A 19,473-nucleotide genomic window follows, 5' to 3' on the forward strand; every position below is an offset into this window, starting at 1 on the left:
ATCCCGTCCTTACTGCCGTTCCGCCATCGCCGCGATGAAGCGGTCGAACAGATAAGCCACGTCCTCCGGTCCCGGGCTCGCTTCCGGGTGGCCCTGGAAGGAGAACGCCGGGCGGTCGGTCAGCGCGATGCCCTGCACCGTGCCGTCGAACAGCGAGCGGTGGGTGACGCGGGCATTGGCCGGCAGACTGGTCTCATCCACCTGGAAGCCGTGGTTCTGGCTGGTGATCATCACGCGGCCGGAGTCCAGATCCTGCACCGGGTGGTTGGCGCCGTGGTGGCCGAACTTCATCTTGGAGGTCTTGGCGCCGGAGGCCAGGCCCAGCAGTTGGTGGCCCAGGCAGATGCCGAACACCGGCAGCTTGCTTTCCAGTATCTTGCCTATGGCCTCGATGGCGTAGTCGCACGGCTCCGGATCGCCGGGGCCGTTGGACAGGAACACGCCGTGCGGATTCAGCGCCAGCACGTCTTCGGCCGGCGTCTGGGCCGGGACGATGGTCAGTTGGCAGCCGCGCTCGGCCAGCATGCGCAGGATGTTGTGCTTGACGCCGAAGTCATAGGCCACCACGTGGAAACGGGTAGCGGCCTGGATCTGATAACCAGCGCCCAGCTTCCATTGCTTTTCGGTCCAGGCGTAGGGCTTCTGGCAGCTCACGACCTTGGCCAGGTCTTGGCCGGCCATGGAGCCGAAGCCGCGCGCCAGTTCCAAGGCCTTGGCCTCGTCGATGTCGCCGGCCATGATGCAGCCAGCCTGGGCGCCCTTCTCGCGCAGGATGCGCGTCAGCTTGCGGGTGTCGATGTCGGCGATGGCGACGACGTTGTTCTTTTTCAGGTAATCGGACAGCGAGTCTTCGGCGCGGAAGTTGCTGTGCAGCAGCGGCAGATCACGAATGATCAGCCCTGATGCAAAAACGGCGCGGGATTCGGTGTCTTCCGAATTCGCGCCGACATTGCCGATGTGCGGGTAAGTGAGAGTGACGATCTGCCTGGTATAGGAAGGATCCGTGAGGATTTCCTGGTAACCGGTGATGGCGGTATTGAATACCACCTCGCCGACCGTGTGGCCGGCGGCACCGATAGCACTACCTTTAAAAAGCGTGCCGTCAGCCAAGACAAGGATTGCGGGGAGGATTGACACTGGCTGGCTCCTGTTGCTTTGCCTCGGCGCTTACACAAAAACCGGCAGCGCCGGTTTTGTTTTACACCAAGGGATTTTCAAATTTCTTATGTGAATAACGGGACACGGCGCCTCGCGCCTGTCCCGTTGGTTAAACCTTTCTATAGTATCGCGCATTTTGCGACTGCACAATATCGATCGGCCGAATTTTGCAAAAAAACCGTCACATGCCAGTCTTGGACTGCCAACTGACGCTGGTGGGACCGGAAGGCTGGCCCAGCATCAGCATCAGCGGCTTCAGCGCATCGTACTTGTCCGGCGGGCTATCCGCCGAGCCGGCCATGCTGAAGGCGCCGCCGGCCGGCCAACTGCCCTGCCCGCTCAGCATCAGCGGACCTTCCAGCGTGGACAGGTTCAAGCTTAGCCCTTGCGGCGTGCCCGCCACATCCAGCTGATAGCTGCCGAAAGGCAGAGCCGCGGTCAGCGGCGTGGACGCGCCGCGCCAAGTCAGCTGCGCGTTGCCGCTGATTTCCTTGCCCTGGCGTGCCAGTTGCGGAATATTCAGTTGCAGCTCGCCGCCCAGCCGCGCCGCCTGCCAGGTCTTGGACAGATTGGCCAGCGCCGCCACCGGCAGCGACAGCGCGAGCCCCCTGACCTCCTGCTTGCCGAATCCGAGCTGCAGCAAGCCCGGCTGGCCCGCGCTGTCCAGATGCCACGCCAGCAGGCCGGACAGCAGCGCCTTGGGCTGCCACTGCCAGGCCAGCGGACTCATCGCCTGCACTTCGCCGGCCGGCCCCAGATAGACCAGCTGCGCGCTGCCGTTCCACACGCTGCCCTTGGCCTGGTTGACGTCCCAATGCTTGTCGCTGAAGCGGGCCACCGGCCAGGATAGCCAGCTGGCCGGCAGCGCCGACAGCGCCCCCGCCAGCAACAGCAGAGCCAGGAGCAGCCACTTGCCTATCTTGCGCCTCATGCCTCTGCTCCCGCATGCGCCAGCAGCGCCTTGATCTTGACCTGGCCCGGCGCTGGCTGCGCTTCCACCTTCACATTCACTACTCGCACCTGTTGCTGCGCCGCCAGCACGCCGGCAAAACGCACCCAGTCGTCGAAGCCCAGCACGCCTTCCATGCTCACGCCGCTGTCGCCCTCCGCGCTGAACTGCAGCGCGGCCGGCAGCCCCTGGCTCTTGGCCGTCTGCTGCAACAGCGGGATCAGATCCTTGCCCGCCAAGGGCGTCTGCGCCGGCTGGCGCTTGAGCTTGGCGGCCTCGTCGGCCAGGGCCTGCACCATGCCCAGTTCTGCCTGCAGCCGCTCCACCGCCGCGCGGTTGCGCTGCAGCGAGTTGTTGGCGGGCTCCCAGATGCCCAGATACAAAACGGCCGCACCCAGCACGACGGCCATGGCGGCCAGCAGGCGCTGCTCGCGCGCCGTGCGCTGGCCCCAGTATTCGAGAAACTGTTGCTTGTACGCTTTCATCGTCATGGCTCCCGCGCCACCACCAGTTGCTTGCTGCCCGGCTGGCTGCTCGCCGCGTCCAGCATGATCTGCCGCGCCGCCAGCAACTTGCGCCAGCGCGCCAGCGTTTCAGCCGGCACTTCCGCCGCCTGCAGCTTGAGCCTGCCGGCCTCGTATTCCATGGCTCGAACCTGCAGATCGCGGCCGGCCGCAGCGGCCAGGGCGCCCATCAGCTCTACCATATCGTCGCGCGCAGGCTGGCCGTGGCTGAGCCTGAGCTTGTCCACCGCGCGCAGCATGGGCAGCGCGCTGCTGCCCGGCAAGGCCTGGCCGCCTATCCACGGCGTGGCCGCGGACCGGATTTGATTCGACAGGCTGTGCTTCTGCCAGGCGTACCAGGCGGACTGGCCCAGCGTCAGCGCCAATTGCGCCGCCAGCAGGCCGCCCAGCAGCCAGCCGGTTTGCTTCAGCGACGGCGCCCAGTCGCGCCAGCGGCGGTTGGCCGCCAGCTCGCCTTGGGCGAAGTCGAAGCCGCCTTGGCGGCGGCCGCTTCGCCAGTCATAGGCCTCGCCGCGCGCCGTTTCGCCTTGCCAGCCCGGCAGCCTAGACAGCAGTTCGTCCGCGCCGTCCATGCAGCTCAAACTCAGCCGCGCCGGCGCCGACAACGCCAGCAGCGAGCTGAACAAAGCCTGCTCCAGCGCCGCGCCGCCGCGCGGCAGGCTGGCGGCGAACGGCGAGGCCGCGCGCACCAGCCAGCAGTCGGCCAGCCGCGTCACGCTCCAGCCGTCGGCCGGCGGCGCCGGCAACAGGCACTCCTCCGGCACGATGCGGTCGCACAGCCGGCCCAGGCTTTTCAGCATGGCCACCGCGCGGCGCACGCCCATGGCCTCGGTGACGGCCACCGAGCGGCGGCCGTCCGGCCGCGTCTCGCCCAGCGAGTACAGATTGGCGGCGGGGTCGTTGCCCAGCCCCTCTTCCAAGGCGAAGCCTATCACCGCCGGCGTCGGCTGCTTGACCGCGTCCGGCAGTTTCACCTCGCCGAACAGCGTGCGGCCTGCCGGCAGCACCAGCTCGCAGTGCTCCGCTTTGGGCCAGCCGCCTGGCGCGCTGTCGCCCTGAGCCGCCAGCTCGCCGCGCGCGCCCAGCAAGGCCCAGGCCAGGCCCGGCTCGCTATCGGGCCAGCCGGCCCGCAGATAGAGTCGCAGCGTCGTCATTCGTTTCTCCATCCGACCGCGCGCCGCGGTCGTCGTTGCCGTCCCGCCGCCACACCAGCCTGACGACGTTCAGATTGCTGTAAATCATCGCCCGCATCCGCAGCTTGGCCTTGCCGTAGCTGGAGCGGCTGTCGAGCAGAAAATAATTGGACGTGGCGCCCACCATATTGGAAAAGTTGCTCTTGACCAGATTGCCGGGCGGCCTGGCCAGGAAGTCCGCCTTGTCCTTGTAATACACGGCCTGGCGCTGCTTCATCAGCACCATCAGATTGCCGTCGCCTATGCCCGGCATCAGCGTCTTCAGCACCTTGTCGGTGGCGGTGTTGACGTTGATGGCCGTCGCCTGCGGCGGCAGCGCCGCGATATGCGGCAGCAGCGTATCCATGACCTCGGGCGTATAGCCAGGCAGCCAGCGCAGCATTTCCACCCGCGCCAGCGGATGGCTGGGCCGCGGCGCGGCGTCCTGCTCGCTCTGCGTCAGCGGGTCTTCCTTGTCAGACAGGCCGCGCAGCTTGCGCAGCAGCGGTTCGGACAGCGTGCTGGGCAGGCTCAGCGTTTTCAGCAAGTCGCGATAGAACATCAGCTGATCCTTGTCCACCTGCCCCTGGGCGTTGACCAGCGAGTTGATGTTGAAACGCCCCTGCAAATCGCTCAGCGCGCCGCCAACCTTGACGCCCTGCGCCTCGGTTTGCGGCAGCGGCTGCGCCCACAGCTGCGACTGCGCCACCACGCCGCCGCCGCTGACATTGTTGAAGCGCAGGATCTCCATGGCCCAGCCCAGGCCGGCCTCGGCCACCAGCCGCAGCTGGGCGCGGCTCTTGTCGTTTTCCAGCTGGTGCCACCATAGGCCCTGCTGCCACAGCACCAGGCTGGCGGCGGTGGTGGCCAGCGCCACGATCAGCAGCGCCATGATCACGGCCATGCCGGATTGCCGCCGCCTCATGGCAGGGTCCACAGCCGGCGCGCCACGCGGCCGCCCGGCATGCCCACGCGCATTTCCAGCCCCCGCGCCACCCGGCCCTGAGCGTCGCCGCTGGGCCAGGCGTCCTGCCAACTGCCATCGTTCAGCAATACCCGCCACCCCGCCTTCATTTCCGCGCCGAGCAGCGGATAGACCGCCGGCTGCCCGCCGCCGGCCTCCCCAGCCGACCATGACAACCCCTTGGCGCCGGCGTGATAGATAATCCTCTCCATGCCGCCCGGATAGCGCGTGGATACCGACTCCAGCGCCAGCGTCTGGCCGTTGCCGTCCTGCTGCAGCGTCATGGTGCTGGCGCCCAGCATCTGGCCTTGCATCGGATCGGCCTGATTGGCCTGCGGCTGCAGGCTGGTCAAGTCGCTCTCCAGCCGGCGGAAGGCCCGCGCCGTATCCACCCACTGCTCGCCGGTCTGCATCAGCCGCTCGCGCGCGATCAGCAGCGAACCGAATGCCTTGTAGCCCATCACGGACAGAATGGCCAACAGGCTCATCGCCACCAGGATTTCCAGCAGCGTCATGCCGCCTTGTGCTTTCGCGCTCAACCGCCGCCTCCCGGCTGTTGCCTCAGATAGCCGGTCACCTCGGCCAGCACGTAATGGCCTACGCCCGGCGCCAGGATGCGCACCACCACCTTGCGGAAGTTCGGATTCGGCGTGCCGCCGACTTCCCGCTCCCAGCGCCAGGCCTGGCCGTCTTCCTTGCTCTCGCCGGCCTGCGTCCCCAGCTCGGGAAACTGCCGCAGCGCCTGCATGGCGGCGATCTGGTTCTGCGCCTCCCAATTGGCCTGCATGCGCAGCTCCATGCCTTCCGCGTTGTCGGCGGCGAGGCCGGTGGCGCGCAGCAGCGCGCCCAGCGCCACCGCGATGATGGCGAGCGCGACCAGCACCTCGAACAGGGTGAAGCCTTGCTGCCGCTTCATGAGCCGTCCGCCACCGTCACCCGTCCCAAAGGCGACTGCAGCACCGTCAGCTTGCGGCCGGCGCCGTTCAATTGCAGCGCCAGCGTCGTCGCGCGGCCATCCTGCCACAGCATCAGCGGCTTGTTTTCCGGCCACGGCCGGCCGTCCAGCAGCAGGCCGCCGCCGGCGATGCCATCCGGCCACTCATGCTGCGCCAGCAATTCATCCGTCGCCTTGCTCCAGACCCCATCCTCGTCCTGGCGGCTGAAGACATAGCCCTTGCCGCTCCAGCTCAGCGCCAGCGCGTCGCCCATCTCGGCGGCGTCGCCAGCCTGCTCCAGCACGCGCGCGAAGCGGTAGCCCTCGTCGCTGAGCTGACGATGAGTGTCCGGCTTCAGGCTGAGCGTGACAGTGGTGGCCAGGACGCCGATGATCAGCATCACCACCATCACCTCGATCAGCGTGAAACCGCGCGCGCGCGCTAGCCGGTTCAAATCAGGCGCTCCGGCTTACTTGCCGCTGTCCCAGTTGCCGATGTCGGCGTCGTTGCCTTCCCCGCCCGGCTGGCCGTCGGCGCCGAAACTCCAGATGTCGATTTCGCCGTGCGTGCCTGGGTCGGCGTACTGGTAGGCATTGCCCCACGGATCCTTGGGCAGGCGCTCCAGATAGCCGCCCGGCTTCCAGTTCTTGGGCTCCGGCGCGGCGGAGGGCTTCTGCACCAGGGCCAGCAGGCCCTGCTCGGTGCTGGGATAGCGGCCATTGTCCAGCCGGTACAGCTTCAACGCCTGGCTGATGGCGCCGATGTCCTGCTTGGCGGCGACCACGCGCGCCTCGTCCGGGCGGCTCATCACCTTGGGCACCACCAGCGCGGCCAGCACGCCGAGGATGACGATCACCACCATGATTTCGATCAGGGTAAAGCCGCGCTGGGCGGCGTGTTTCAACTGTTTCATTGCCTCTCCGTCAGTTGATCCGGCAGGACGGGCCATGCCGGGTTGCTTCAATTTCGATAGCCTCAATGCACCATCTGGTTCATATCGACGATAGGCATCATGATGGCCAGCACGATCAGCAGCACCATGCCGCCCATCACCAGGATCAGCAAGGGTTCCATCAGCGTGGTGAAGGTGGCCAGCTTGCGCTCCACCTCCTGCTCTTGCTGCTGGGCGGCGCGGTCCAGCATGTGCGACAGCGTGCCGCTGGCCTCGCCGCTGGAAATCAGGTGGATCAGCACCGGCGGGAACTGGCGGCTGGCATGCAGCGCGCGCGACAGCGACACGCCCTCGCGCACCTTGGCCATCGCGTCGGCCACCGCGTCCTGCATCGGCAGCATGGTCATCAGGCCGCGCGCCGTCTCCAGCGCGGTCAGCAGCGGCACGCCGGAGCCCACCAGAATGGACAGGGTGCTGGCCATGCGCGCGGTGTTCAGGGCGCGGAACAAGCGGCCGAACACCGGCAGCTTCAGCACCCGCACATGGAAGCGCCGCTTCAGCGCCGGCGCGCGCAAAGCGCGGATGAACAGCGTCACCGAGGCGACGATGGCGATCAGCATGACCACGCCCCACTGGCGCAGAAAATCGCTGCAGGCCATCAGCGCGCGCGTCAGGAAAGGCAGGGATTGTTTGGTCTGAGCGAACACGCTGACCACTTGCGGCACCACGTAGCTCATCAGGCCGCTCACCACCAGGATGGCCACCAAGGTCACCACGGCCGGATAAGCCAGCGCCAGCGTCACTTTCTGCTGCGTGTTCTGCCGCTTGTCCAGGTACTCCGATAGCCGCGCCATCACCATGTCCAGATGGCCGGACTGTTCGCCGGCCTGCACCAGCGAGCGGTACAGCGGCGAGAACACGCCCGGCGCGGCGGACAGGGCCTGGGCGAAGCTCTTGCCCTCCAGGATGTCGCTGCGCAGGGCCGCCAGCACCGTGCGGCTGCGCGGGTTTTCCGATTGCTCCGTCACCGCCGTCAGCGCTTTTTCCAGCGTCAGGCCGGCGTTGAGCAGCGTGGACAGCTGCTCGGTGATCATCACCAGCTCGGCGCGCGGCAGGCCGCGGCGCAGCACATTGCTGGCGGCGCCGCCGCTCTTGGCGTTGACGCCGTCCACCGTCACCGGCAACAAACCGCGATCGCGCAGCTGCACGCGGGCGGCGCGCGCGGAGTCGGCCTCCAACAGGCCGCTCTGCTCTTTGCCCGCCGCGTCGTAGGCGGTGTACTTGAAGGCCGCCATCAGCTTCTCGTCACCCGCAGGATTTCTTCCAGGCTAGTCTCGCCGGCCTTGACCCAGCGCAGGCCGTCGTCGCGCAGGCTGCGCATGCCGTGGCGCTGCGCGTGGTCGCGCAGGCGCTGCTCGGACGCGCGGTCATGGATCAGCCGCTGCATCGCGTCGTCCACCAGCATCAATTCATACACGCCGTAGCGCCCCTTGTAGCCGGACTGGGCGCAGACCGGGCAGCCCACCGGGCGGTAATGCACGACGCCCGGCTCGTCTTCCAGCGGCACCGGATGCGGCGCCTTGCACTCAGGGCAGACGCGGCGCACCAGCCGCTGCGCCATCACGCCCAGCAGGGACGAAGCGAGCAGGAAGGGCTCCACGCCCATATCGGTCAGACGAGTCACCGCGCTGGCGGCGTCGTTGGTATGCAGGGTGGCCAGCACCAAGTGGCCGGTCAAGGACGCCTGCACCGCGATCTGCGCGGTTTCCAGGTCGCGGATTTCGCCTATCATCACCACGTCCGGGTCTTGCCGCAGGATGGCTCGCAGGGCCTTGGCGAAAGTCATATCGATCTTGGGATTGACCTGGGTCTGGCCCACGCCGTCCAGGTGGTACTCCACCGGGTCTTCCACCGTCATGATATTGGTGTGGCTGGCATCCAGGCGAGACAACGCGGCATACAAGGTGGTGGTCTTGCCCGAGCCGGTGGGGCCGGTGACCAGCAGGATGCCGTGCGGCTGATTGATCAGCTTGTCCACCGATGCCAGGGTGTCGGCGGCCATGCCCAGCGTGGCCAGGTCCAGGCGCGCGTTTTCCTTGTCCAGCAAACGCAGCACTACGCGCTCGCCGTGGCTGGTGGGCAATGTAGAAACGCGCACGTCCACCGGCCGTCCGCCCAGGCGCAGCGAGATGCGGCCATCTTGCGGGATGCGCTTTTCGGCGATGTCCATGCCGGACATGATCTTGATCCGCGACACCATGGCCGCGTGCAACGCGCGGTGCGGGCTGACCACGTCGCGCAGCGTGCCGTCCAGGCGGAAGCGCACCACCGAGCGGTCTTCGAAGGCTTCGATGTGAATGTCCGAGGCGCCGTCGCGCAGCGCCTGGGTCAACAAGGCGTTGATCATGCGGATGATGGGCGCGTCGCCCTCGCTTTCCAGCAAGTCCTCCACCGTCGGCAAGGATTCGACCATCTGGTTCAGGTCCATGTCCTGGCCGATATCGTCCACCATTTCCGCCGCCGCGCCGTCGCGGCTGGCGTAATGTTCAGACAGCCGTTTCTCGAACTGGGCGGTCGTCAGCGTCTCCGCGCCCACCAGCGGCCCGCCGTGCAGGCGCAGCGCCTCGGCCCAGGCCGCCGGCTTGGCGTCTTCGCGCAGCAGCAGCACGCGGCCGGCCTCGCTATCCAGCAGGATCACGCCGTTGGCGCGGGCGAACGGAAACGGCAGCAACGTGGAAAGCTTGGCCTGCATCATTGCGCCGCCTTGGCCTTGTCTTCGGCCTGGCTCAGGCCATCCAGCGAACCGCGGATGCCTTTGCTCGGCAGCGCTTTCAGCGCATCGTTCAGATCATACGGCAGCTTGCTGTCCGTCTGTTTCTGCAAGTCTCCCATCACATAGCCGTAGCGCTCTCCCGCCACCGCGCTGTTGCCGATCTCGTCGCGGATGATGGTGGGCCGGATGAAGATCATCAGGTTGGTCTTCTTGCGCTCCTTGTCCTGGTACTTGAACAGATTGCCCAGGTAAGGGATATCGCCGAGCAGCGGCACCTTGTCTTCCGCATTGCTGATCTGATCCTGGGTCAGGCCGCCCAGCGCCACCAGGCCGCCGTCGTTGACCGTCACCACGGTGTCCAGCATGCGGCGGCTGAAGGTGGGGCCGGCCGCCGCGCTCAGCGTGGTCGAATCTATGGAGTCGGCCGCCTGGCTGATTTTCAGCCGGATGGCGCCGCCCTCGGAAATCTGCGGGGTGATCTCCAGCGCGAAACCGACCGTCTTGCGGTCATAAGTGTTGTATGGCGCGTTGGAGGTGCCGCTGGAGCCGGCCGGATACGAGGCGCTCAGCACGCCCACTTCCTGGCCGATCACGATCTTGGCCTTCTCGTTGTCCATGGTCACCAGCTGCGGGCTGGCCACCAGATTGCCCTTGGCCTCCTGCTCCAGCGCCTGAGCCAGCAGGCCCAGCGTCGGAATCTGCACCCCGCCCACCGTGATATTGTTGATGATGGCGGCGGTCAAGCCGCCATTGGTCAGGCTGTTGACCAGCGTGCCCAGCCCGGTGCTGTCCGTCGTCGACGGCGCGCCAAGAATCGGCTTGCCGTTGGGAAAGGAGGCGCCGGCCAGGCCGTTCTGTCCGATTTTGGCCGACCATTGCACGCCTATCTTGTTGACGCGGCTGGCCGTGACTTCCATCACCAGCGCTTCGACGTAGACCTGCGCCCTTCTCTTGTCCAGCAAGTCGATCACATTGCGCAGGTTTTGGTACATCGGGTCCGGCACGTTCAGGATCAGCGCGTTGCTGTTGCTGTCCGCCTGTATCATGGCGGCCACGCCCGCTCCGGCCGGGCCAGAGGACGCGGCGGCGGCCGCCGCGCCGTTGTCCAGCACCGGCGCGGCGCTCGGCGCGGCATTGCCGGAACCCGGCGCGGCGCCGCCAGACTGGCCGCCGCTGACGCCGCTCATCAGATTAGCGCTGCCGCCGCCGGCCGCGGCGCTGATCACGCTGCGCCCCTGCACCGGGCTGCTTTCGCTGGCCAGCAATGCGCGCAGGGTCTTGGCGATCTCGGCCGCCTGGGCATTCTTCAGATACACCACCCGCACATTGGAGCCAGCCTGGCTGGGCTGGTCCAGCATCTTCAGCAGGCTCTTGATCTTGCCTATCTTGCCCGGCGCGTCAGTGCGCACCATCAGCATATTGGCGCGCGGGTCGGCCAGGATGCTGGTCTTGCCGCCCTCGGCCCCGCCGCCGTCCTGCAGCAGCTTGTTCAAGGTGGAAGCCAGGTCCACCGCGGAACCGAACAACACCGGAATCACCGCGGTGTCGCCGGAGGAGGCCGCCTCCACCGATTCGATGATGGACTCGATGCGGCGGATATTGTCGGCGTAATCGGTGACGATCAAGGCATTGGACTGCGGATACGCCGCCACCGTGTTGTTGGGAGAGACCAGCGGGCGGATCACCGGCACCAATTGATTGGCGTTGCCGTTTTTCAGCGCGAACACCTTGGTGATCAGCCTGTCGCCGTCGCCGCGCGGCATGCCCTTGATCGCGCGCGCATGCAGTTTAGCGTCCGCCTCCGGCACGATCTTGATCACGCCGTCGCCCTCCACCGCGGCGAAACCCTGCAGACGCAAGGACGACAGCAGCACTTGGTAGGACAAGGCGCGCGGCACCGGCCGGCTGGAAACGATGTTGACCGTGCCCTTGACGCGCGGATCGATCAGGAAATTCTTGCCGCTGATTTCGCCTATCGCCTTGACCACGGTTTCGATGTCCGCGTTGACGAAGTTGAGCATTACCGTGTCGTTTTGCGGCGCCGCCAGCAATTGACAGCTATAGATCAGGGCCAGGGTGGCGACGAGTTTGGAAATTCGCATTGCGCTCTCTTATTGGCGAATCATCGCGGCGGGATTGACCGCGGGTTGGGGCTGGGCATCAGGTACGGCGTTCTGGTCGGGCACCGGCAGCGGCACCGCCCCCGGCATTTGCGGCGGCGGCGCCATGCCTGGCATGGCGGCAGGCTGTTGCGGGGCGGAGTCGCCGCCGCCTGCGCCGCCATGTCGCGCCTGCAGCGGAACGAACTGCTCGTTGCCGCCGGAGCGGATGGTCACGCCGTTGGGCGCGACCTTCACCAGCTCCCAGCCATCGGCGGTTTGCTTGCCTTGCAGCAACGGCTCGGCGCGGCCATTGTTGTCCACGACGGCGAAACCCTGCACGCCCGGCAAGGACGGCGCGTACACGCCAAGCAGGCGAATCGGCGGCGGCGCGGCGACCGCCTGCGCTGGCGCCTCGCCGAACCAATGGGACTGGGCGACTGCCGCGGCAGCCACTTGCGGCTGGGCTGGCGCCAGCGCGCGATAAGCGTGCGCGGCCGGGGACAGCCAGACGCTTAGTTGCTGGCCAACCCAGAACGCGAGCGCGCCCACGGCCAGCGCCGGCAGCGCCTTATGCCATGGCTTGCTTGGCAAGCGCAGGCGGCCCAAGTCCAGCTTGCGGCCTTTTTTGGTGTATTCCCCGAAGCCCATCGACATCCCGTTATCCAAAATATGCTGAACAAATGCCATTGCAGGCACGCTAGATTAAGCAGCAAGAGGGGCATTTTGCAATAGTTTAATGGCGGTTTTGATGACGCTTGAAATTTAAGTCGGCGTTAATATTTGCCGACAATCAATCGCACGCGGGTATTGACGCCCATTTACATCCTGCCAAACAGCCCGTTCAGCCAAATTTTCTGCATTCTCGCATAAAAAACGCCACGGCATGCCGTGGCGTCATATGCAAAGCCAATCCCGCTCAGAACTGCGCGTCTGCCAGCGCCAGCACGCTGTCCGCGCCGCCCAGAATGGCTGCGGCCAGGCCGGAAACCTGCGGCAGCAGGTGCTCGGCGAAGAAGCGCGCGGTGACGATCTTGGCGTTCAGGAAGTCCGCATCCGCGTCAGCCTCTTGCAACTTGTCTTTGGCGATCAAGGCGGCGCGGCCCAGCTGCCAGCCGCCCAGCGCGATGCCCATCAGCTTGAGGAAAGGCACGGAACCGGCGGCGGCCAATTGCGGCTGGCTGCCGAAGGTTTCCAGAATGAAGGCCACGCAACGCTCTGCCTCCGCAATGGCGGCCGCCAGATTGCGGGCGATGCTGTCGAAGCCGGCAGCCTGCAGCTTGGCGGCGGTGGATTGCGCTTCCGCCAGCAGGGCGCGCGCGGTGACGCCATGCTCCATCGCCGTCTTGCGGCCTATCAGGTCCAGCGCCTGAATGCCGGTGGTGCCCTCGTAGATGGCGGTGATGCGCGCGTCGCGGTAATACTGGGCGACGCCGGTTTCCTCGATGAAGCCCATGCCGCCGTGCACCTGCACCGCCAAGCTGGTGATCTCGTTGGCCTGCTCGGTGTTCCAACCCTTGACTATGGGGATCAGGAAGTTCAGCAGCGCCTGGTTGCGCGCGGCCTCGTCCGGCACCGGGTGGCACGCGGCGCGGTCCAGCGCGGCGGCCGCGTAGAAGGTCAGCGAGCGCTGCGCTTCGATCTGGGCGCGCATGGTCATCAGCATGCGGCGCACGTCCGGATGCTGGATGATGGGCACGCCGGCCGGATCGGGCGAGCCGACGGCGCGGCTCTGCACGCGCTCGCGCGCGTACTCCACCGCTTTTTGATAAGCGCGCTCCGACACCGCCATGCCCTCGATGCCCACGCCCAGGCGGGCATGGTTCATCATGGTGAACATATAGTTCAGGCCCTTGTTGGGCTCGCCCACCAGATAACCCACGGCGCCGTCGTTGTCGCCGAAGCTCATCACCGCGGTCGGGCTGCCGTGTATGCCCAGCTTGTGCTCCAGCGACACGCAGCGCACGTCGTTGCGCGCGCCGAGCGAGCCGTCGGCATTGACCAGGAACTTGGGCACGATGAACAGCGAGATGCCCTTCACGCCGGGCGGCGCGTCCGGCAACCGGGCCAGCACCAGATGGACGATGTTCTCGGCCATATCGTGCTCGCCCCAGGTGATGAAGATCTTCTGGCCGCTGATGCGATAGCTGCCGTCGGCGGCGGGCACCGCGCGCGAACGCACCTGGGCCAGGTCGGAGCCGGCTTGCGGCTCGGTCAGATTCATGGTGCCGGTCCACTGGCCGCCAGCCATCATCGGCAGATAGATATTTTTCAGCTCATCCGAGGCGTGATGATGGATGGCTTCCACCGCGCCCAGCGTCAGCAGCGGGGCCAGTGAAAACGCCAGATTGGACGCGCACCACATTTCTTCGGCCGCCGCCGCTACCAGCGCCGGCATGCCCTGGCCGCCATATTCCTCCGGCGCGCGCAGGCCCACCCAGCCCGATTCCACATATTGCTGCCAGGCTTCCTTGAAGCCCGGCGCGGCGGTCACGTCGCCATCCTTCCACTTGGCGCCCTGGTCGCCCTGGCGGTTGATGGGGGCCAATACGCCTTCGGCGAACTTGGCCGCTTCTTCCAGCACGGCGTCGGTCAGTTCGACCGAGCACTCGCCGTAGCCCGGCAGGCCGCAGATCGCCGGCAGGTCGGCCAGCTCGTTCAGGGCAAATCGAATGTCTTTGACTGGGGCGTGATAAATCATCGCGCTTCTCCTCTGCTTCTCTCGCGTTGGCCCGCTCAGCGCAAGCCATGAAAAAACCGGCGCTCATGCAGGGCGCCGGTTGCTGTTGTGTGTTCCGGCGGCTATGTTGCCTGCTCGGTCGGGGGCGCTTGCGGTCGCCCCCGGCTGTCGCTTACTTCGACAGTTCGGCCACCAGCTCCGGCACCACGGTGAACAGGTCGCCGACGATGCCGTAGTCGGCCACCTGGAAGATCGGGGCCTCTTCGTCCTTATTGATGGCGACGATCACCTTGGAGTCCTTCATGCCCGCCAGGTGCTGGATCGCGCCGGAGATGCCGACGGCGATGTACAGCTGTGGCGCCACGACCTTGCCGGTTTGGCCCACTTGGTAGTCGTTCGGCGCGTAACCGGCATCCACGGCGGCGCGCGAAGCGCCGACGGCGGCGGCCAGCTTGTCGGCCAGCGGTTCGATCACGGCCTTGAACTGCTCTTCCGAGCCCAGGGCGCGGCCGCCGGATACGATGACCTTGGCCGAGCCCAGTTCCGGACGATCGGACTTGGTCAGCTCCTGGCCGACAAAGGCGGACAGCTGGCTGTCGGCGCCGGCGGAAATGGCTTCCACCGCGGCGGAGCCGCCCTGGCCAGCCGCGTCGAAGGCAGTGGTGCGAACGGTGATGACCTTGATGGCGTCGGACGATTGCACGGTGGCCATCACATTGCCGGCGTAGATCGGGCGCACGAAGGTGTCGGCCGACTCGATGGCGGTGATTTCGGAAATCTGCGCCACGTCCAGCAAGGCGGCCACGCGCGGCAGCAGGTTCTTGCCGAAGGAGGACGCCGGGGCCAGGACGTGGCTGTAACCCTTGGCCAAGTCCACCACCAGCGCGGACAGGCTTTCGGCCAGACCGTGCGCGTAGTGGGCGGCGTCGGCCAGCAGCACCTTGGCCACGCCGGCCACGCTCTTGGCGGCCTCGGCGGCGGCGGCGGCGTTGTGGCCGGCCACCAGCACATGCACTTCGCCCAGCTTGGCGGCGGCGGTGACGGTATTCAGGGTGCCTGACTTCAGGCTCTGGTTGTCGTGTTCAGCGATAACGAGAATAGCCATGTCTTACAGCACCTTTGCTTCGTTCTTGAGTTTGGCGACCAGTTCGGCGGCATTGGCCACCTTGACGCCGGCGGAACGCTTGGCCGGTTCGGCCACTTTCAGCGTCTTCAAGCGCGGCGCGACGTCCACGGCCAGATCGGCCGGGGTGGTCTTGTCCAGCGGCTTCTTCTTGGCGGCCATGATATTGGGCAGCTTGATGAAGCGCGGCTCGTTCAGGCGCAGGTCGGCGGTGACCACGGCAGGCAGGCGCAGCTTGACGGTTTCCAGGCCGCCGTCGATTTCGCGGACCACGTCCACGGTTTCGGCCGCCAGGTCCACCTTGGAGGCGAACGTGCCCTGGGCCCAGCCCAGCAGCGCGGAAGTCATCTGGCCGGTTTGATTCGCGTCATCGTCGATGGCCTGCTTGCCCAGGATCACCAGCTGCGGTTGTTCCTTGTCCGCCACCGCCTTCAGCAGCTTGGCCACGGCCAGCGGCTGCAGTTCGGTCTCGGTTTCCACCAGGATGGCGCGGTCGGCACCCATGGCCAGCGCGGTGCGCAGGGTTTCCTCGCACTGCTTCACGCCCATGGAAACGACGACGATCTCGGTCGCCTTGCCGGCTTCCTTCAGACGCACGGCTTCTTCGACGGCGATTTCATCGAACGGGTTCATCGACATCTTGACATTGGCGACATCAACGTCGCTGCCGTCGGCTTTGACGCGGACTTTCACGTTGTAATCAACAACGCGCTTCACTGCGACTAGAACTTTCATATTCCTCCAGCAAACATCTGTGGGTTAATCGAAACGCGGAAGGCAAAGAACGGCCAGCTGTGCCTGATTATGCCCCAAGCAATTTTCAAACGAGCGTTTGGTTTGTAGCCCGACGCGACAAGCGTGGTGAAAATGCAACTCGGCATCGATAGTACGTCATTTCCCGCGGGTTTGCATTTCAAGCCGAAGCTGTCACAATGCGTCGACGCATCGCAGCATTTCATTGTCATAAACCACTGGAGCTGTCATGACCGTCTATTTCGAAGACCTCGCCGTCGGCCAAAGCGCCGAAGCCGGCAAAACCATCACCGAGGCCGACGTGCTGCTGTTTTCCGCCGTCAGCGGCGACAACAATCCGGTGCACCTGGACGAGCTCTACGCCGCGTCCACGCCGTTTGAAACCCGCATCGCGCACGGCATGCTGACCGCCAGCCTGATCTCCGGCGTGATAGGCACCCGCCTGCCGGGCTACGGCACCATTTACCTGTCCCAATCCACCCGCTTCAAGGCGCCGGTGCGCATCGGCCAGACCGTCACCACCCGCGTCACCGTGACCGAGCTGATTCCGGAGAAGAAGCGGGTGCGCCTGACCACCGAATGCCTGATAGGCGACAAGGTGGTGCTGGAAGGCGAATCGCTGGTGATCGCGCCCTCGCGCGGCTAAGGTCAAAACGCCACGCCGTGCCGGCCCAGCGCCCAGCGCACCGGCTCGGCCACCAGCTCGTCCGGATAGTCCAGCCGTCGCCGCAACGCGGCGACGATTTCCGGCGAAGCGGGCGCGTTGCCCAGCCCCACCGCCAGATTGGACAGCCACTTGGCGTAGCCTATGCGGTAGATCGGACTGCCGGCCATGCGCTCGCGAAACTGCTCCGCGCTCCAGTCGAACAGTTCTACCAGATTGACCGCATCCAGGCCATGACGCACCGCAAAATCAGTTTCTTCTGTTAAAGCGCCGAAACGGTTCCACGGACAGAATAGCTGGCAGTCGTCGCAACCGTACACGCGGTTGCCTATCAAAGGGCGCAATTCATGCGGAATCGCGCCTTTCAGTTCTATAGTCAGGTAGGAAATGCAGCGCCGCGCGTCTACTGTATAAGGTTCGACGATGGCGCCGGTGGGACAGACTTCCAGGCAGCGCGTGCAGCGGCCGCAATGCCCCTCCTCCGGCTCGTCTTCCGGCAGCGGCAGATCGGTCAGGATTTCGCCGAGGAAAAACAGCGAGCCCTGGCGTTTGGTCAACAGTAGCGTGTGTTTGCCGCGCCAGCCCAGGCCGGCCTGGGAGGCCAGCGCCACCTCGGCCAGCGGCGCGCTGTCGGTGAACACGCGGTAGCCGAAGGCGCCGACGGCGGCTTCGATGCGCTCGGCTAGTTTCTGCAAACGATTGCGCAGCACCTTGTGGTAGTCGCGGCCCAGGGCATAGCGCGACAGATAGGCTAGCGACGGGTTGGCCAGCACGTTCTCGGCCGGCTCGGAGGCGGGCCAGTAGTTCATCCGCAGCGAGATGACGGACAGCGTGCCGGGCACCAGCTCCGTCGGCTTGACGCGCAGCGCGCCATGGCGGGCCATATAGTCCATCTCGCCGTGGAAGCCGGCGGCCAGCCAGTCGTTCAGCCTCGCCTCGGCTTCCGGCGGCAGCTCGGCGCGGCCGACCCGGGCGTCGGCGAAGCCGGCCTCTCGCGCCCAGGCTTTGATTTGGCGCGACAATTCGCGATAATCCGGTTTTTGAGGAGAATTCTCAGTCATGGCGATGGATGATACCAGCGTTCTGTCGGGCAGCCTGCCGGACGAGAACGCCACGCTGGCACTGGGCGCCGCCTTCGCCGCCGCGGCCCGGCCAGGCCTCGTCGTCCACCTGCTGGGCGATCTGGGCGCGGGCAAAACCACGTTCACGCGCGGCCTGCTGGCGGCGCTGGGCCATCAGGGCAAAGTGAAAAGCCCCACTTATACCCTGGTGGAAAGCTACCCGTTTCCCGACTATAGTGTCCATCATTTTGACCTTTACCGCTTCGCCGATCCGGAAGAATGGAACGACGCCGGTTTCAGCGAATATTTCGGCCAGGACAGCCTGTGCCTGGTGGAGTGGCCGGACAAGGCCGAAGGCCTGTTGCCCGCCGCCGACCTCACGCTGGAACTTGCCGTCACCGGCAGCGGTCGCACTTATCACTTCCAAGCTCAGACTCAAACCGGACAGTCATGCCTGATTCGACTTTCGACCCCAGCCGCCGCGCCCTGCTAGGCGTCGCGGCCGCCACTTTCCTGTTAGCCGTCAGCCGCCCCGGCCGGGCCGCCGACAGCCAGATCGTCGCCCTGCGCATCTGGCCCTCCTCCACTTACACCCGCATCACGCTGGAATCCGCCGCCGCCATCCAGTACAAGCAGTTCACGCTGGCCAATCCGAACCGGATGGTGATAGACCTGCAGGGCGTGCAGCTGAACGGCGTGCTGAAGGACATCAGCAGCCAGATAGCCAAGGCCGATCCCTTCATCGCCAGCGCGCGCGCCGGCCAGTTCGACCCGGACACGGTGCGTCTGGTGCTGGACCTGAAGACCGAGGTCAAGCCTCAGGTCTTCACGCTGGCCCCTATCGCCGAATACAAGAATAGACTGGTGGTGGACCTCTATCCCAACGGCCAGCAGGACGATCCGCTGCTGGCCCTGCTGCAAGACTACAGCAAGGGCAAGATGGAGCAGCCGCCAGCCCGCGTCAAACCCAAGGCCAAGGATGCCGACCGTCCCATCGTCGTGATGCTGGACCCGGGACACGGCGGCGAGGACCCAGGCGCCATCGGCCTGCAAGGCAACCGAGAGAAGGACGTGGTGCTGAAGATAGGCCATCAGCTTAAGCAGCTGATAGACGCCGAACCGAATATGCACGCCTATATGACGCGCAGCGACGACGTGTTCATTCCGCTGGGCGTGCGCGTAGCCAAGGCGCGCAAGCTCAACGCCGATCTGTTCGTATCCATCCACGCCGACGCCGCGCCCAACCGCGCCGCGCGCGGCTCGTCCGTGTTCGCGCTATCGGAAAAAGGCGCCACCAGCGCCTTCGCCAAGGCGCTGGCGCAGACGGAGAACAACTCCGACTTGGTCGGCGGCGTCAAGATCGCCAGCAAGGACAAGTATCTGGCGCACACGCTGCTGGACCTGACGCAGACCGCCACCATCAACGACAGCCTGAAGCTGGGCAAGACGGTGCTGGGACAATTGGGCGGCTTGAACAAACTGCACAAGAACGCGGTGGAACAGGCTGGCTTCGCCGTGCTGAAGGCGCCGGACATCCCGTCCATCCTGGTGGAAACCGCCTTCATCTCCAATCCGGACGAGGAACAGCGGCTGATCACGGCGGAGTTTCAGCAGCAAATGGCCAACGCCATCTTCAGCGGCGTCAAAAGCTACTTCGCCTCCGGCGTCGCGCTGGCCGCGCGCGCCTGAGCCGAACGCCGCAAGCAAAACCGCCAGGTTTTCATGC

The 19,473-nt window shown here is 65.8% G+C and carries 20 protein-coding genes; 3 read left to right on the forward strand and 17 right to left on the reverse strand.

Features of this window, described 5'->3' with window-relative positions:
• Positions 1-9 precede the first annotated feature (9 nt).
• The 16 genes from carA to C2I19_RS08405 form a co-directional block, all read right to left on the reverse strand.
• The gene (carA, locus tag C2I19_RS08330) at positions 10-1,137 is read right to left on the reverse strand and encodes a glutamine-hydrolyzing carbamoyl-phosphate synthase small subunit (protein ID WP_103902238.1); all 1,128 of its coding nucleotides are present in this window, start codon (positions 1,135-1,137) and stop codon (positions 10-12) included.
• Between the two features lie 202 nt (positions 1,138-1,339).
• Entirely contained in the window at positions 1,340-2,089 is a 750-nt protein-coding gene (locus tag C2I19_RS08335; RefSeq protein ID WP_103902239.1) for a type II secretion system protein N, read from the reverse strand.
• Complete coding sequence (locus tag C2I19_RS08340) at positions 2,086-2,598, reverse strand: type II secretion system protein M (protein WP_103902240.1); 513 nt, start codon at positions 2,596-2,598, stop codon at positions 2,086-2,088. The genes C2I19_RS08335 and C2I19_RS08340 overlap by 4 nt, the downstream gene beginning before the upstream one ends.
• Complete coding sequence (gene gspL, locus C2I19_RS08345) at positions 2,595-3,785, reverse strand: type II secretion system protein GspL (protein ID WP_158253659.1); 1,191 nt, start codon at positions 3,783-3,785, stop codon at positions 2,595-2,597. Before gspL ends, C2I19_RS08340 begins: the two co-directional genes overlap by 4 nt.
• Complete coding sequence (gene gspK / locus C2I19_RS08350; protein ID WP_158253660.1) at positions 3,742-4,728, reverse strand: type II secretion system minor pseudopilin GspK; 987 nt, start codon at positions 4,726-4,728, stop codon at positions 3,742-3,744. The genes gspL and gspK overlap by 44 nt, the downstream gene beginning before the upstream one ends.
• On the reverse strand, positions 4,725-5,306 hold the full coding sequence (locus tag C2I19_RS08355; RefSeq protein ID WP_103902243.1) for a type II secretion system protein GspJ: 582 nt from the start codon (positions 5,304-5,306) through the stop codon (positions 4,725-4,727). Before C2I19_RS08355 ends, gspK begins: the two co-directional genes overlap by 4 nt.
• Positions 5,303-5,683, reverse strand: coding sequence for a type II secretion system minor pseudopilin GspI (gene gspI, locus C2I19_RS08360; RefSeq protein ID WP_103902244.1), 381 nt, complete (start codon positions 5,681-5,683; stop codon positions 5,303-5,305). Before gspI ends, C2I19_RS08355 begins: the two co-directional genes overlap by 4 nt.
• A complete protein-coding gene (locus C2I19_RS08365; protein ID WP_103902245.1) occupies positions 5,680-6,156 on the reverse strand; it encodes a prepilin-type N-terminal cleavage/methylation domain-containing protein in 477 nt (158 codons plus the stop codon). Before C2I19_RS08365 ends, gspI begins: the two co-directional genes overlap by 4 nt.
• 15 nt (positions 6,157-6,171) lie before the next feature.
• A complete protein-coding gene (gene gspG, locus C2I19_RS08370; RefSeq protein ID WP_103902246.1) occupies positions 6,172-6,615 on the reverse strand; it encodes a type II secretion system major pseudopilin GspG in 444 nt (147 codons plus the stop codon).
• A gap of 62 nt (positions 6,616-6,677) precedes the next feature.
• Positions 6,678-7,889, reverse strand: a complete 1,212-nt coding sequence (gene gspF, locus C2I19_RS08375; protein WP_103902247.1) for a type II secretion system inner membrane protein GspF — start codon at positions 7,887-7,889, stop codon at positions 6,678-6,680.
• Positions 7,889-9,349, reverse strand: coding sequence for a type II secretion system ATPase GspE (gspE, locus tag C2I19_RS08380; RefSeq protein ID WP_103902248.1), 1,461 nt, complete (start codon positions 9,347-9,349; stop codon positions 7,889-7,891). The genes gspF and gspE overlap by 1 nt, the downstream gene beginning before the upstream one ends.
• Positions 9,346-11,469, reverse strand: coding sequence for a type II secretion system secretin GspD (gspD, locus tag C2I19_RS08385; protein ID WP_103902249.1), 2,124 nt, complete (start codon positions 11,467-11,469; stop codon positions 9,346-9,348). The genes gspE and gspD overlap by 4 nt, the downstream gene beginning before the upstream one ends.
• A gap of 9 nt (positions 11,470-11,478) precedes the next feature.
• Positions 11,479-12,123, reverse strand: coding sequence for a type II secretion system protein N (locus C2I19_RS08390; protein WP_158253661.1), 645 nt, complete (start codon positions 12,121-12,123; stop codon positions 11,479-11,481).
• 262 nt (positions 12,124-12,385) lie between these two features.
• On the reverse strand, positions 12,386-14,167 hold the full coding sequence (locus C2I19_RS08395; protein ID WP_103902251.1) for an acyl-CoA dehydrogenase: 1,782 nt from the start codon (positions 14,165-14,167) through the stop codon (positions 12,386-12,388).
• Positions 14,168-14,318: 151 nt separating this feature from the next.
• Positions 14,319-15,251, reverse strand: a complete 933-nt coding sequence (locus tag C2I19_RS08400; protein WP_103902252.1) for an electron transfer flavoprotein subunit alpha/FixB family protein — start codon at positions 15,249-15,251, stop codon at positions 14,319-14,321.
• 3 nt (positions 15,252-15,254) lie between these two features.
• Positions 15,255-16,004 carry an electron transfer flavoprotein subunit beta/FixA family protein gene (locus C2I19_RS08405; RefSeq protein WP_103902253.1) on the reverse strand — a complete coding sequence of 250 codons (750 nt, stop codon included), beginning with the start codon at positions 16,002-16,004 and terminating at the stop codon, positions 15,255-15,257.
• 247 nt (positions 16,005-16,251) lie between these two features.
• Between C2I19_RS08405 and C2I19_RS08410 the strand changes: the two genes are divergently transcribed.
• Positions 16,252-16,668 carry a MaoC family dehydratase gene (locus tag C2I19_RS08410; protein WP_103902254.1) on the forward strand — a complete coding sequence of 139 codons (417 nt, stop codon included), beginning with the start codon at positions 16,252-16,254 and terminating at the stop codon, positions 16,666-16,668.
• Positions 16,669-16,670: 2 nt separating this feature from the next.
• Here the strand turns inward: C2I19_RS08410 and queG are convergent, their stop codons facing one another.
• Entirely contained in the window at positions 16,671-17,747 is a 1,077-nt protein-coding gene (queG, locus tag C2I19_RS08415; protein ID WP_103902255.1) for a tRNA epoxyqueuosine(34) reductase QueG, read from the reverse strand.
• On the opposite strand from queG, the gene tsaE reads away from it, so the two are divergent.
• Positions 17,746-18,240, forward strand: coding sequence for a tRNA (adenosine(37)-N6)-threonylcarbamoyltransferase complex ATPase subunit type 1 TsaE (gene tsaE, locus C2I19_RS08420; RefSeq protein WP_103902280.1), 495 nt, complete (start codon positions 17,746-17,748; stop codon positions 18,238-18,240). The genes queG and tsaE overlap by 2 nt on opposite strands.
• Positions 18,198-19,436, forward strand: a complete 1,239-nt coding sequence (locus C2I19_RS08425) for an N-acetylmuramoyl-L-alanine amidase (RefSeq protein ID WP_103902256.1) — start codon at positions 18,198-18,200, stop codon at positions 19,434-19,436. The genes tsaE and C2I19_RS08425 overlap by 43 nt, the downstream gene beginning before the upstream one ends.
• Positions 19,437-19,473: the final 37 nt, after the last annotated feature.

Source organism: Chromobacterium alticapitis (assembly GCF_002924365.1).
In the GTDB taxonomy this organism is placed as follows: domain Bacteria; phylum Pseudomonadota; class Gammaproteobacteria; order Burkholderiales; family Chromobacteriaceae; genus Chromobacterium; species Chromobacterium alticapitis.

Excerpts from the sequence above, each read along its gene's own strand:
- gspD (WP_103902249.1), bottom strand. The coding sequence starts at position 11,469 with ATGCGAATTTCCAAACTCGTCGCCACCCTGGCCCTGATCTATAGCTGT.
- gspF (WP_103902247.1), bottom strand. The coding sequence starts at position 7,889 with ATGGCGGCCTTCAAGTACACCGCCTACGACGCGGCGGGCAAAGAGCAG.
- queG (WP_103902255.1), bottom strand. The coding sequence starts at position 17,747 with ATGACTGAGAATTCTCCTCAAAAACCGGATTATCGCGAATTGTCGCGC.
- gspI (WP_103902244.1), bottom strand. The coding sequence starts at position 5,683 with ATGAAGCGGCAGCAAGGCTTCACCCTGTTCGAGGTGCTGGTCGCGCTC.
- gspL (WP_158253659.1), bottom strand. The coding sequence starts at position 3,785 with ATGACGACGCTGCGACTCTATCTGCGGGCCGGCTGGCCCGATAGCGAG.
- gspE (WP_103902248.1), bottom strand. The coding sequence starts at position 9,349 with ATGATGCAGGCCAAGCTTTCCACGTTGCTGCCGTTTCCGTTCGCCCGC.
- C2I19_RS08335 (WP_103902239.1), bottom strand. The coding sequence starts at position 2,089 with ATGAGGCGCAAGATAGGCAAGTGGCTGCTCCTGGCTCTGCTGTTGCTG.
- C2I19_RS08405 (WP_103902253.1), bottom strand. The coding sequence starts at position 16,004 with ATGAAAGTTCTAGTCGCAGTGAAGCGCGTTGTTGATTACAACGTGAAA.
- gspG (WP_103902246.1), bottom strand. The coding sequence starts at position 6,615 with ATGAAACAGTTGAAACACGCCGCCCAGCGCGGCTTTACCCTGATCGAA.
- C2I19_RS08410 (WP_103902254.1), top strand. The coding sequence starts at position 16,252 with ATGACCGTCTATTTCGAAGACCTCGCCGTCGGCCAAAGCGCCGAAGCC.
- C2I19_RS08395 (WP_103902251.1), bottom strand. The coding sequence starts at position 14,167 with ATGATTTATCACGCCCCAGTCAAAGACATTCGATTTGCCCTGAACGAG.
- tsaE (WP_103902280.1), top strand. The coding sequence starts at position 17,746 with ATGGCGATGGATGATACCAGCGTTCTGTCGGGCAGCCTGCCGGACGAG.
- C2I19_RS08400 (WP_103902252.1), bottom strand. The coding sequence starts at position 15,251 with ATGGCTATTCTCGTTATCGCTGAACACGACAACCAGAGCCTGAAGTCA.
- gspK (WP_158253660.1), bottom strand. The coding sequence starts at position 4,728 with ATGAGGCGGCGGCAATCCGGCATGGCCGTGATCATGGCGCTGCTGATC.
- C2I19_RS08425 (WP_103902256.1), top strand. The coding sequence starts at position 18,198 with ATGCCTGATTCGACTTTCGACCCCAGCCGCCGCGCCCTGCTAGGCGTC.
- C2I19_RS08340 (WP_103902240.1), bottom strand. The coding sequence starts at position 2,598 with ATGACGATGAAAGCGTACAAGCAACAGTTTCTCGAATACTGGGGCCAG.
- C2I19_RS08390 (WP_158253661.1), bottom strand. The coding sequence starts at position 12,123 with ATGTCGATGGGCTTCGGGGAATACACCAAAAAAGGCCGCAAGCTGGAC.